An 11,776-nucleotide genomic window follows, 5' to 3' on the forward strand; every position below is an offset into this window, starting at 1 on the left:
TGGTGACGTCAGCGCAGGCGTTCCATGAAAAACTCGTCATTCCGCCGCCTCCACCAGAGGTGCCGGCGAAAAATCCTCCGGGAAATGCGTCATGGCGCTCATGACGGGATAGGGCGTGAAACCACCCAGCGCACAGAGCGAGCCGAACTTCATCGTGTTGCAGAGATCGGCAAGCAGCACCCGGTTCTTCTCCGGCTCGATACCGCGGGCGATCTTATCGGCCGTCTCGACGCCGCGCGTCGAGCCGATGCGGCAGGGCGTGCACTTGCCGCAGCTTTCGACGGCGCAGAATTCCATCGCGAAACGCGCCTGCTTCAGCATATCGGCCGTGTCGTCGAAAACGACGATGCCGGCATGGCCGATAAGCCCGTCCTTGGCGGCGAAGGATTCGTAATCGAACGGCGTGTCGAACAGCGCCCGCGGGAAATAGGCGCCGAGCGGTCCGCCGACCTGCACGGCTTTGACCGGCCGTCCCGTCACTGTACCGCCACCGATCTTGTCGACGATATCTCCGAGCGAAAGACCAAAGGCCGTCTCAAAGAGGCCGCCATATCTGACATTGCCGGCAATCTGCAGCGGGATGGTGCCGCGTGAGCGGCCCATGCCGAAATCGCGGTAGAAGGCCGCACCCTTTTCCATGATAACGGGCACCGAAGCCAGCGAGATCACGTTGTTGATGACGGTCGGACAGTTAAACAGCCCCTTATGCGCCGGCAGCGGCGGCTTGGCGCGCACGATGCCGCGCTTGCCCTCGAGGCTGTTCAGCAGCGCCGTCTCCTCACCGCAGACATAGGCGCCGGCGCCGGTGCGCACCTCGATATCGAAGGCGCGGCCGGATCCGAGCACCGATGGTCCGAGGATACCGGCCTGGCGCGCGAGGCCGACGGCCTCGGTCATGACAGCGATCGCATGCGGATATTCCGAACGCGTATAGACGAAACCCTTGGTCGCCCCGGTCGCCAGCCCTGATATCGCCATGCCCTCGATCAACACGAAGGGATCGCCCTCCATGATCATCCGGTCGGCAAAAGTGCCGCTGTCGCCCTCATCGGCATTGCAGACGATATATTTGCGTTCGCCGGCGGCATCGAGAACGGTCTTCCACTTGATGCCCGTGGGAAAGCCGGCGCCGCCGCGTCCGCGCAGGCCGGAATCGGTGACTTCCTTGACGATTTCGGCTGATGTCATCGAAACGGCGCGGCGAAGGCCGGCAAGACCGCCATGCGCCTCGTAATCCGCCAGCGAAAGCGGATCGGTGACGCCGCAACGGGCGAAGGTCAGGCGAGTTTGCTCCTTGAGGAACGGGAGGTCTTCAACCTCCCCTAGACAGAGTCGATGCTCGCCTCCATCAATCATCCCGGCATCGAACAGATCAGCCACATCCTTGGACTTCACGGGTCCATAACCGATGCGCTTTCCGGCTACCTCGATCTCGACCAGTGGCTCCAGCCAGAACATTCCGCGCGAGCCGTTGCGCACGATCTCGGCATCGAAGCCGCGGGCGGCGATCTCCTGGGCAATCGCCTTTGCCACCTTTTCGGCCCCGAGCGCCAGCGCTGCGGCATCGCGCGGAACATATATCCTCACCGTCATCGACGTACCTCCGCGACGAGTTCCGCCGCCGTCTGATCGTCGACCCGGCCATAGAGCTCGCCGTCAAGCATCACCGCCGGCGCGCAGGCGCAGAGCCCGAGACAGTAGACCGGCTCCAGCGTCACGCCGCCATCGAGCGTCGTCTGATGAAAATCAATGCCGAGCAGCGCCTTGACGCGTTCGGCCAGCGCATCGCCACCCATCGACTGACAGGCTTCGGCGCGACAGAGCTTCAGCACGTGCCGGCCGGCGGGATGGTCGCGATAATCGTGATAGAAGGTCACCACGCCATGCACCTCGGCACGCGAGAGGTTCAATTCCTCCGCGATGACGGGCATGGCTTCCTGCGGCACATAGCCGAATTCCTGCTGAACCTCGTGCAGAATGGGAAGCAGCGGCCCTTCGAGAAATCGAAGATCGGCGACGATGGCTCGGGTGCGCGCTGCAATATCGCCTTCGGCGATATGAATGGTCATAAGGCAGCCCTCCCGGCGGCTTGCTCGTTGCGGAATAGCGGGCCTCCCCCGGCCGAGTGCTATTCCGCAACTACCATTTCAGGGAAGCAGCCGGTGATCAATAAAGCTATCTCGTTGCTTGATAGGTTTTTTCTATCAGAGTTCTTCGTCTTGCACGAGCACCCTCGCCTCGTGCAGCAAGGCCGATACAAGCGGCGTAAAGGGCTCGCGATAAGGCGCAACAAGGCCGACCAGATGATGCGCCTCCGGCTCGACGATCGGGATCATGCGGATTTCCACTGGAAATCCAAAGGATTTGGCCACATTGCGCGGCATGATGCTCGCCCAGCGTCCAGTCCTGACATGCGAGAACAGCACGATCATCGAGTTGGATTCGAGCGTCGGATGCGCTGTGGCGCCCGCTTCCGTCAAGTGGCGGTTGATGATCCGACGGTTCTGCATGTCGGCAGTCAATAGACAAAGCCGAAGATCGCCGATCTCCCGCCAGGTCACGTTGTCGCGATCGGATAGCGGACTGCCTGCAGCCGTGATCAGATTATAGCGCTCGGCATAGAGGGGAACGGTCGTGACGCGGCCGAGCGGCTCGTTTTCGAGATAGGTGATGCCGGCATCGATTTCGAGGTTTTCGAGCATGCTCAGCACCTGCAGCGAATTCCGCGAGACGATCGAAAAGGTCACGCCGGGATGCCGCTCCTGAAAAGGCGTGGTGATGCGCGAAAGCATGGCGAGCGCGGTCGGAATAGCAGCGAGGCGGATGTGGCCGGAAAGGCCGCGGCGCGCGGCGCGCATCTCTTCGCGCATGGTGCGGGCATCGCCGACGATGCGTCGCGCCCATTCGAGCACGCGCTGCCCTTCCGGCGTCAGCCCCTGGAACCGCGAACCGCGCTGCACCAGCATGACGCCAAGCTGATCCTCGAGCTGCCGGATGGCAGCCGAAAGCGTCGGCTGCGAGATCCCGCACTCCTCCGCGGCGCGGCCAAAATGCTTTTCATTGGCAAGGGCGATGAAGAATTCCAGCTTGTCGATCATCCGGTCTCCCGATCCGGCATGACATCATCCGGGTCAGTTCATCTTTGACGCAGCAGCCGTGCTCCGCAAGGGCGATCGCTAACTGTTTTCTGCAGCCGGAAAAAGATCGAACAGCGATTCGAGGAAAGCAAGCACGCTGACATTGCCGATGCTGTAATAGACCAGCCTGCCCTGACGGCGCGTATGGACCAGGCCTTCGAGCCTTAAACGCGCCAACTGCTGCGAGACCATTGCCTGCTGTATGCCGAGGATGTTCTCGATTTCACTCACCGTCCGCTCCTCGTTCGCCAGTATGCAGAGGATCAGAAGTCGGGTCTGGTGCGCTAGCGCTTTCAGCAGATCGCTCGCTTCGTGGGCTTTTCCAGCGAGTTTGTGCAATTCCTGGCCGGTCATCCCCGGCTCGGGTTTGGGCAACGGCATTCGGTATTATCTCGGAAGGGAGGCGATGAGGTAGATCAGCACAATAGCATATTCGCACAAGCGAATTGGTCAAAAGTGATGAAATGCCAAAAAAGGTCCAAACAAATCAGCAGATAAGCTGACCGCCGTTGATCTCGATCACCTGTCCGGTGATGTAGCCCGAGAGCGAGGGAGCCGCCAGGAACAGATAGGCGGGAGCGCAGTCCTCCGCCGTGCCGAGCCGCTGCAGGGGGATGGATTTTCTCGTCTGTTCCAGCTTTTCGCGGGAGGAATAGCGCTCATGGAATTCCGTCTCGATCGTTCCCGGTGACACGCAATTGACGCGGATTCCGTCCGGTGCAAGCTCACGGGCAAGCGCCTTGGAATAGGTCGCAACGAAGGCTTTCGAAGCCGAATAGATCGAGGAGCCGGGGCTGCCGCCGGTCAGCGCCGAAATCGAAACCGTGTTGACGATGGCAGCGCCTTCAGCCGCCTTCAATGCCGGCAGCAGCGCGCGTGTCAGCGCCACCACCGATGTCTGGTTGAGCCGCACGACCGCCTCATATTCTGCGTCGGTGAGCGTGGCAGCGGGAAAACGGCCAAGCATGGTACCGGCATTGTTGACGAGCACATCGACCCTGTCGAAGAAGGCGAGAGCATCTTCAGCAAATTGCGCTGCGCCACCGACTGCGGAGAAATCGGCATGCAGCAGCAGCGCCCGTCTTTCAGATTCAGCCGTCAGCAGGAAATCCGGGAGGTCGCGTCCCGGCTTGCGCCCGGTATGGACGATTACTTTCGCGCCGCAGTCCAGGAACTGCCGGGCCACTTCAAGGCCGATGCCGCGACCGGCGCCGGTCACGACCACATTGCGATTTTCGAACAGTCTGGGATGAAACACGAAGCCGTCCTCCTCGCGGACAGTGCCGCCGGTTGCGTCACTCGCCCTTAACATATGAGCACGCCGACCGAAAGAAAGGCGCGCATCGATCTTTCCCGGGAGAGACTTGGTCTCACCCCGGAAACTGCTCTTCCCAAGAAGTTCCAGCCTTTTAGTTTTCGGTCTCCAGAAGCCGCGCGCCTGGCCCCTCCTTGCCGAGCCGGTCGCAGGGATTGCGCAACGGACAGCTTTCGATCGACAGGCAGCCGCAGCCGATGCAACCTGTCAGACGGTCGCGCAGCAGGCTAAGCCGCCTGATTCGCGCGTCGAGATCATCCTTCCAGCGCGCCGACAGCGTCTGCCAGTCGGCGACGGTCGGCGTGCGTCCCTGCGGCAGGGACTCGAACGCCGCCTGGATTTCCGAAAGCGGAATGCCAACACGCTGCGCCACCTTGATGATGCCGAGCCGGCGAAGCACATCGCGGCCATAGCGCCGCTGGTTGCCGCGGGAGCGGATGCTCGAGATCAGCCCCTTGGTCTCGTAAAAATGCAGCGCCGAGACGGCCAGGCCGCTGCGCTCTGCCACTTCACCGACCGTCAGAAGCTTGCCGAGCGGCGCCGCAGGAATTGTATCCATCACCTCTTGACCTCAATATTAGTTGAGGTTTTATAACCTTGGCTCCTGCAATCGTAAAGTCCAATCGCAACAAGGAGCGACGCGTGAAAACACCCACCAGGCTGGCTGTCATCTACGGGAGCACGAGAGAGGGCCGCATCTGCGACCGGGTGGTCAAATGGCTGACGCAGGAGCTCGTCCGCTTCCCGCAATTTGATATCGACATCATCGACCCGCTGGATTTCGCGCTGCCGGCCAACCGTGACATGACGCACCCCGAAATCGACAGGCTCGCCGGACGGCTTGGCATGGCCGACGCCTTCATCATCGTCACGCCGGAATACAATCACAGCTTCACCGCCTCGTTGAAGTCGATCATCGATTTCTTCTTCGAGCCCTGGCAGGGCAAGCCGGTCGCCTTCGTTTCCTATGGCGGCATATCTGGCGGCCTGCGCGCCGTCGAACAGCTGCGGCTCGTCTTTGCCGAACTCCACGCCGTGACGATCCGCGATTCGGTCAGCTTTGCCGCACCTTGGAACCGCTTCGACACAGACGGGCGGCTCGACAATCCCGCCGACGCAATGCGTTTGCTCGATCGGATGATGGCGAGGCTGGAATGGTGGACGCAGGCGCTCGTCACTGCCCGCAGCGATCGTCCCTATACCGACACAGAGCGCCGCGCGTCTTTTCGGACGCGCTAAGGACGCTCTATTACTTTGAATCTGCGCATAATCCTTTCCGAAAATCGATTCCGATTTTCGGGGTTATGCGCTAGCCGCCTGAGGCAGAGAGCTCCGGTTCCGTTCCCGGCAGGTACGGAACCATTGGGAACACCCGGACAGGACCTCCGTCCGGGTGTTTCCCGTCGCATCAGGTCCATCCCGACCGCGCAGACGGGTTCGCAATTTTGCTGTTGCGGGGAGGAAACCCCGGTGATAGTTTCCGCGCCAATAACAGGGGAGCTCCGTATCGCCGGGGCTGAGATGTGAGGTGCAAGCCTCTGGACCCTTCAAAGCTGATCTGGGTAATGCCAGCGGAGCGAGGTTCAGATGTTCTCAGGCGCACAGGTGTCACTCTATCCGATGTCCGGCAATTTCGTCGGCATCATTCTTGATGCCGTCAAGGCGCTCGATCCTTATCGCGACCGGCTGCGCATCGAGACCGATGACATCTCCACACTGCTGGTCGGCCCGCCTGACATTCTCTTCGCCGCCATGCACGATCTATTTGTTGCCGCTGCGAAGACCGGCGAGCATTGCGTCCTTTCCGCCACCGTTTCACGTGGCTGCCCCGGCGAGCCCGACGACGTCATCTGCGGCGTCAACCCCTCCCTCGGTCAGGCGGAGCCGCTTGCCGAGCGCATAACAGCCGCACTTGCCGCCGTTGAAACCACCACCGAGACCGGCCAGCCGACCGCTGCGCAATTCTCGCTCTACGTCATGGGAACCGGTACCCATATGGACGAGATTTATGGCTGCATCGACTTCCTGAAGCGCTCTGGCACCTTCGACCGTGCCAAGAATTTCTGCACCAGGCTTTCTGGCGATGCCGGTGCCGTCTTCGCAACCATTCGTGAGGCCTTCTATCGCTTCGGCGACCCCGAGGGACATGTTACCCTCGACATCACGGCGTCTGCCAATAGCCCGACGAAAGCCTGAAATCGAACGCTGATGACACTGCCACAACCATCGGCTTCGCGCCTTGCCGCGCTCCGCGCCGCTCTCTACCGGGGCATACCCGCCTTGCTGGCCGGCTGCGTCTTTTTGGCGGCATGGGAACTCTATGTCGATCTTTCCGGTATCAAACCTTCCATCCTGCCGGCGCCTTCGCGCATCGTCATCCAGGGCTGGCTGAACCGCGAGGCGCTGATATCAAACACCTGGCCGACGCTCGGCGCGACACTCGGAGGTTTCGCGCTGTCGCTGGCCTTCGCCTTCGCCGCCTCGATCCTCATGGATTTCGTGCCCTTCATGCGCCGGGCATTGCTGCCGATCTTCATCGCCAGCCAGACCCTGCCGCTGGTGGCGATCGCGCCCCTCGTCGTCCTCTGGTTCGGCTTCGGCCTGTTGCCGAAGATCCTGCTGGTGGCGCTCGTCACCTTCTTCCCGCTGCTCGTCGCCTTGCTGCAGGGCTATGAATCGACTGACCGCGACATCGCCGAATTGCTGAATTCGATGAAGGCGAGCCGCTGGCGCATTTTCCGCCTGGCACGGCTTCCCTCCTCGCTGCCCTATTTCTTCGCCGGCCTGCGGATCTCGATCACCTATGCCGTCGTCGGCGCGATCTTTGCCGAATATGCCGGCGCCGCCCGCGGCCTCGGCATCTATATCCTCAACGCCAAGAACAATTTCCGTCCCGATCTCGTGCTCGCCGCCGTCGTCATCAGCGCCGTTCTGACACTCTGCCTCTTCGGAGCGACGCTATTGATCCAGCGCCTCGTCATGCCCTGGCAGCCAACCGCGGAGCGGCGCCGATGAGCGATACAATGGTTGAACTGCACAATATCTCGAAGTCCTTCGACGGCATGAAGGTGCTCGGCGATATTTCGCTCGCCGTCGCAGACGGCGAGTTCGTTTCGATCGTCGGCCCCTCCGGCTCCGGAAAATCGACGGTGCTGCGACTGCTGACCCAGGCACTGCGCCCCGATGCCGGCACCATGCTTTTTAAGGGCGTGCCGCTGGAACAGGCGCCGCATTCCTTCGCCTTCATGCCGCAACGCGATGCGCTGATGCCCTGGCGCCGGATCATCGACAATGCGGCACTCGGTCTCGAGGTGAAAGGCATGAGCCGCCGCGCGGCCCGCGCCGCCGTCGCGCCGCTGTTCGAGAGCTTCGGCCTTGCCGGCTTCGAACACCACTATCCCTCCGAACTGTCAGGCGGCATGCGCCAGCGCGCCGCGCTGCTGCGCACCGTCGTCCAGACCCAGGACATGCTGCTGCTCGACGAGCCTTTCGGCGCGCTGGACGCGCTGACGCGCACGCAGATCCAGGAATGGCTGCAGGGCATGTGGACCGAACACCGTTGGACGGCGCTGCTGATCACCCATGATGTTCGCGAGGCCGTGTTCCTCTCCGACCGTATCTACGTGCTTTCGGCCCGTCCGGCGCGTATCATCCGCGAATTCCGCGTTCCCCTGCCCCGCCCGAGAAGCATTGCCGATCTCGGCTCGCCGGCGGCCCAGGCGATCGAAACCGAAATCCTGCAAACCCTGCTTCATCCGCTAGAACAGGATGATTTTAGGCCGGTCGGCCTCAAATCTGAATCCTGTTCTGATTTAAAGAGTTAGAGCATGATGTCGTCCGAAAACCGCTCACACTTTTCGGCATCATGCTCTAGAGACCTGAGGAGGTCACCATGCTGCTTCTCACCCGTCGCCAGACGATCTTCGCCGCCATCGCGGCAAGCCTCGCCGGCCGTACCGCCCTCGCCCAATCGGCGCCCGCAAAGGTTCGCATCGCGCTCGACTGGACACCCAACACCAACCATATCGGCATCTATGTCGCCAAGGCGAAGGGCTTCTATGCCGATGCCGGGCTCGATGTCGAGATTCTTCCCTTCACCGACACCAGCGCCGGAACGCTGGTGTCCAACGGCGTTGCCGATTTCGGCATCAGCAGCGAGATCGAGACCCTCACGCAGCGCGCTGGCGGCGGTGACGTGAAGATGGTCTACGGCGTCGTCCAGACGGAAACCGCACGCCTGATCTTCAAGGGCGGACGCGACGACATCAAGAGCCCGAAAGACCTCGACGGCAAGACCTATGGCGGCTTTGGCGGCACCTGGGAGAGCGCGCTGATCTCCGCGATGATCCGCAATGACGGCGGCAAGGGCGACGTCAAGACCGTCACCCTCGGCACCTCCGCTTACGAGGCGCTGGACAATGGCTCGATCGATTTCACGCTGGAGATCTACACCTGGGAAGGCATCGCCGCCGAACTGGAAAACCGGAAGATCGGCCGCTTCCACTATTCCGATTATGGCATTCCCGACGAGCAGACGACGGTCGTCGTCTCAAGCGACGCCTATCTCTCCGCAAGTCGGGAACACGCCCGCGCCTTCATCCAGGCGACACGAAAGGGTTATGCCTACTCCGTCGACCATCCCGACGAAGCCTGCGAGCTGCTGATCTCTGGAAGCAACGGCGCACTGATGAACACGGAACTGGTAAAGGCTTCTCAAAAGGCATTGATCGAGGGGCACTTCCTGAAATCCGAGGCCGGCGTGATCGGTAAGCTCGACCCGGCAAAGGCCGAGGCCCTCGGCGGCTTCCTGATGGAGAATGGGATTCTGGTCGATGCGAATGGCGCCGCACTCAAGGAGAAGCCGGACTTTTCCACCTATTATACCAACGAACTTCTCGACTGAGCCCACCCCCTGCCTTGCCCGTCGCGGCTTTCCGCTGCAAAATCTCAGATACGGATTCAGATCTTGGGCCGCTCCGGCCTAAGAGCTGAATCCGTATCTAAATCAAGGAAGTGGTGCATGATGTCGTCCGAGCACCGCTCACACTTTTCGGCATCATGTTCTGGGCAAGGTGGGGAGGCAGGATGCGACAACAGGAGAGACTGGCCGGAGCGGACTTTCTGCGTGCGACGGCATGTCTGCTGGTGCTCTCCCACCACTTCGCGCTGCGGCTGGATATGCGCAGAATCCCTGACGAACTCGGACCGACCGCACATATCCTCCGCTTCGGCAATTTCGGCGTCGCCATCTTCTTCGTGCTCAGCGGCTTTCTTCTTGCCCATCCCTTCTGGCGCGCGCTCGACGCCGGTAGCGCCATGCCGAGCCTCCGCCATTACGCGATCCGCAGGGCGGCGCGCATCGCTCCGGGCTTCTGGTTCGCCGCCACCATCGGCTTCGCTCTCAGCCTGACGCTGCTTGCCCTGCCGCTGACGCCGGAGATTGTGCTCCGCTACGTCTCCGGGCTGCTGTTCATGAGCCAGTGGCATTGGCGTACCTTGTTTCCTGTCGAAGCCGACGGGCCGCTCTGGTCGATTGCCTTCGAGGTCACCAGCTATGTGCTCCTGCCGATCTGCTTTCTCCTGCTATTTCGTTTGCCCCCCCTGAGGCGGCGCCCGTTGCTTGCCCGCTTCGCCTGGTTTTGCGTCATCGCAGCCGTACTTCTCGACCATATGCTGATCCTGACCTTCTTTCCGCTCGACGACATCGGACGCGGCTGGCAGTACGGCCTGCAGGGCGGCGCGAAGGAGTGGATGCCGAGATATAATCCGATCGGCTTCTTTGCCGTCTTCGCGCTCGGCGCGCTTGCCGCGGGCGTCGAGGTCATGCTCCCAACAAGGCGCGCCTCCTGGTTCGATGTTGTATCGCTCCTGGCCATCGCCGTTGCCGGCTACCGCCTCGTCATATCGCCCGGCGGCTCCGACGAGGCTTACGGCTGGCTCGAAATCCCCTACGGTTTTCCGGTCTTTCCGCTGGCGGTCGCAACGGCGCTCGTTTCGCTCAGCCATTCGCAACTCCTGGGCAGGCTGTTCGACAACGCTCCTGTCCGCTACATCGCAAAGATCTCCTTCGGCATCTATATCTGGCAGGAGATCATCCTGATATTGATCCAGAGACTCGACCCGGGCTCGTTTGGCTTTTCCTCGGAAAATGTCGTCGCCGGCTGGCTGCAATCTTGCGGGCTGGCGGCGGCGCTCATCCTTCTGGTCGCGAGCCTCAGCTACTTCCTGCTGGAAAAACCGGCGATCGATTTCGGCAACCGGCTGACATCTCGCCTACCCAATCGGGCTACTCCTTTCAAAGTATAAATTCCCCAGAAGTGCAACTACAGGCATTAAGGTTAACGCGAAATACTCCCATTTTTGGCGTCTTTAGGGTTATCAAATTCATATTTATACCGATGACAAACGATACGTGACCATGTATCTGTCTCACTGCTGTTCAGTATCGCATCTAAACTTGTGGACCTTGCGTAATGAATGCTTTTACTTCGAAGACGAATTCACGCTTCGATCCGTCTCAGCGTCAGGACAAAACCAAGACCCTGGTTATAGCGAACTCCAACATTCGCCAGCCGGATAGCTTTTCCCCTGTAGAAAGAAAAATGGCGTTGCGGCTGGCCATGAAGCGGTTGATCGACGTCGTCGCCTCAGTCAGCGCCCTCCTCGTGCTGGCGCCGCTTTTTCTGGCCATCGCTCTTTTCATCAAACTCGACGATGGCGGTCCGGTGTTTTTCCGCCAGATCCGCTGGGGGCTGAACGGCCGGAAGATCACGGTCTTCAAGTTCCGGTCGATGCGCGCCGAAGCTTGTGATCCGAGCGGCGTTCAACAGACCGTCAAGGGCGACAGCCGGGTGACAAGCATCGGCGCGGTGCTCCGCAAAACCAATATCGACGAGCTGCCGCAGCTTTTCAACGTCCTCAGGGGCGAGATGTCGCTGGTCGGCCCGCGCTGCCACGCCATCAACATGCGGGCAGCCGGCAAGCTCTACGAAGAACTGGTGCCGGACTACCATCAACGCCACATCATGCGCCCCGGCATCACCGGTCTTGCGCAGACACGCGGCTGGCGGGGCCCGACGGCGCGATCGCTGCAAGCCCGCGCCCGCATCGCTTGCGATATCTATTATGTCAGGAATTTCAGCCTGCTGCTCGACCTGAAGATACTGCTCAGGACGGTCGTCATCGAGCTGCGCGGCGGCACGGGCTTCTGAGATGAACTTTGCACGTTGCAAAAGCGGCGATATCGACCGCTTGTTCATTTCAAGCCACCAGTGGCGCTGTCTTCCGCCCCCTAAGAGATGGAACGGACACAAAAAAGGCGGCT

General features: G+C 61.1%; 13 protein-coding genes and 1 riboswitch. Of the genes, 7 read left to right on the forward strand and 6 right to left on the reverse strand.

The window, feature by feature from the left end; genetic code table 11:
• Window positions 1-36 precede the first annotated feature (36 nt).
• The 6 genes from ACD590_RS20500 to soxR all read right to left on the reverse strand — a co-directional run bounded on the left by ACD590_RS20500 (window position 37) and on the right by soxR (window position 5,011).
• Entirely contained in the window at window positions 37-1,593 is a 1,557-nt protein-coding gene (locus ACD590_RS20500; RefSeq protein ID WP_047620336.1) for a formate dehydrogenase beta subunit, read from the reverse strand.
• A complete protein-coding gene (locus ACD590_RS20505; RefSeq protein WP_064649762.1) occupies window positions 1,590-2,069 on the reverse strand; it encodes a formate dehydrogenase subunit gamma in 480 nt (159 codons plus the stop codon). The genes ACD590_RS20500 and ACD590_RS20505 overlap by 4 nt, the downstream gene beginning before the upstream one ends.
• A gap of 135 nt (window positions 2,070-2,204) precedes the next feature.
• Entirely contained in the window at window positions 2,205-3,098 is an 894-nt protein-coding gene (locus ACD590_RS20510) for a LysR family transcriptional regulator (RefSeq protein WP_003543441.1), read from the reverse strand.
• 78 nt (window positions 3,099-3,176) lie between these two features.
• Window positions 3,177-3,518: an ArsR/SmtB family transcription factor gene (locus ACD590_RS20515; protein WP_018069028.1), complete on the reverse strand. Its 342-nt coding sequence runs from the start codon at window positions 3,516-3,518 to the stop codon at window positions 3,177-3,179.
• A 106-nt stretch (window positions 3,519-3,624) separates the two neighbouring features.
• The gene (locus tag ACD590_RS20520) at window positions 3,625-4,395 is read right to left on the reverse strand and encodes an SDR family NAD(P)-dependent oxidoreductase (RefSeq protein WP_018517248.1); all 771 of its coding nucleotides are present in this window, start codon (window positions 4,393-4,395) and stop codon (window positions 3,625-3,627) included.
• Between the two features lie 151 nt (window positions 4,396-4,546).
• Window positions 4,547-5,011 (reverse strand): redox-sensitive transcriptional activator SoxR, encoded by a 465-nt coding sequence (gene soxR, locus ACD590_RS20525; RefSeq protein ID WP_017995352.1) that lies wholly within the window; start codon window positions 5,009-5,011, stop codon window positions 4,547-4,549.
• 83 nt (window positions 5,012-5,094) lie between these two features.
• On the opposite strand from soxR, the gene ACD590_RS20530 reads away from it, so the two are divergent.
• The 7 genes from ACD590_RS20530 (at window position 5,095) to ACD590_RS20560 (ending at window position 11,663) form a co-directional block, all read left to right on the forward strand.
• Window positions 5,095-5,691, forward strand: coding sequence for an NADPH-dependent FMN reductase (locus tag ACD590_RS20530; RefSeq protein WP_028734244.1), 597 nt, complete (start codon window positions 5,095-5,097; stop codon window positions 5,689-5,691).
• A 244-nt stretch (window positions 5,692-5,935) separates the two neighbouring features.
• Window positions 5,936-6,049: riboswitch (TPP riboswitch) on the forward strand.
• Window positions 6,040-6,648, forward strand: a complete 609-nt coding sequence (locus ACD590_RS20535) for a YkoF family thiamine/hydroxymethylpyrimidine-binding protein (protein WP_427148365.1) — start codon at window positions 6,040-6,042, stop codon at window positions 6,646-6,648. Its footprint overlaps the riboswitch before it by 10 nt.
• 12 nt (window positions 6,649-6,660) lie before the next feature.
• Complete coding sequence (locus tag ACD590_RS20540; protein ID WP_018243847.1) at window positions 6,661-7,467, forward strand: ABC transporter permease; 807 nt, start codon at window positions 6,661-6,663, stop codon at window positions 7,465-7,467.
• The gene (locus ACD590_RS20545; protein WP_028734241.1) at window positions 7,464-8,276 is read left to right on the forward strand and encodes an ABC transporter ATP-binding protein; all 813 of its coding nucleotides are present in this window, start codon (window positions 7,464-7,466) and stop codon (window positions 8,274-8,276) included. The genes ACD590_RS20540 and ACD590_RS20545 overlap by 4 nt, the downstream gene beginning before the upstream one ends.
• Window positions 8,277-8,344: 68 nt before the next feature.
• Window positions 8,345-9,355: an ABC transporter substrate-binding protein gene (locus tag ACD590_RS20550; protein WP_439003257.1), complete on the forward strand. Its 1,011-nt coding sequence runs from the start codon at window positions 8,345-8,347 to the stop codon at window positions 9,353-9,355.
• A 182-nt stretch (window positions 9,356-9,537) separates the two neighbouring features.
• The gene (locus ACD590_RS20555) at window positions 9,538-10,758 is read left to right on the forward strand and encodes an acyltransferase family protein (RefSeq protein WP_439003258.1); all 1,221 of its coding nucleotides are present in this window, start codon (window positions 9,538-9,540) and stop codon (window positions 10,756-10,758) included.
• Window positions 10,759-10,925: 167 nt separating this feature from the next.
• Window positions 10,926-11,663, forward strand: coding sequence for a sugar transferase (locus ACD590_RS20560; RefSeq protein ID WP_439003259.1), 738 nt, complete (start codon window positions 10,926-10,928; stop codon window positions 11,661-11,663).
• Window positions 11,664-11,776 lie beyond the last annotated feature (113 nt).

Origin of the sequence: Rhizobium sp. 862_C5_N1_2, from assembly GCF_051811205.1 — a bacterium.
Lineage (GTDB): Bacteria > Pseudomonadota > Alphaproteobacteria > Rhizobiales > Rhizobiaceae > Rhizobium > Rhizobium leguminosarum.

Coding starts and splice junctions, on each gene's coding strand:
- ACD590_RS20550 (WP_439003257.1), top strand. CDS start 8,345: ATGCTGCTTCTCACCCGTCGCCAGACGATCTTCGCCGCCATCGCGGCA.
- ACD590_RS20510 (WP_003543441.1), bottom strand. CDS start 3,098: ATGATCGACAAGCTGGAATTCTTCATCGCCCTTGCCAATGAAAAGCAT.
- ACD590_RS20505 (WP_064649762.1), bottom strand. CDS start 2,069: ATGACCATTCATATCGCCGAAGGCGATATTGCAGCGCGCACCCGAGCC.
- soxR (WP_017995352.1), bottom strand. CDS start 5,011: ATGGATACAATTCCTGCGGCGCCGCTCGGCAAGCTTCTGACGGTCGGT.
- ACD590_RS20500 (WP_047620336.1), bottom strand. CDS start 1,593: ATGACGGTGAGGATATATGTTCCGCGCGATGCCGCAGCGCTGGCGCTC.
- ACD590_RS20515 (WP_018069028.1), bottom strand. CDS start 3,518: ATGCCGTTGCCCAAACCCGAGCCGGGGATGACCGGCCAGGAATTGCAC.
- ACD590_RS20535 (WP_427148365.1), top strand. CDS start 6,040: ATGTTCTCAGGCGCACAGGTGTCACTCTATCCGATGTCCGGCAATTTC.
- ACD590_RS20560 (WP_439003259.1), top strand. CDS start 10,926: ATGAATGCTTTTACTTCGAAGACGAATTCACGCTTCGATCCGTCTCAG.
- ACD590_RS20555 (WP_439003258.1), top strand. CDS start 9,538: ATGCGACAACAGGAGAGACTGGCCGGAGCGGACTTTCTGCGTGCGACG.
- ACD590_RS20540 (WP_018243847.1), top strand. CDS start 6,661: ATGACACTGCCACAACCATCGGCTTCGCGCCTTGCCGCGCTCCGCGCC.
- ACD590_RS20545 (WP_028734241.1), top strand. CDS start 7,464: ATGAGCGATACAATGGTTGAACTGCACAATATCTCGAAGTCCTTCGAC.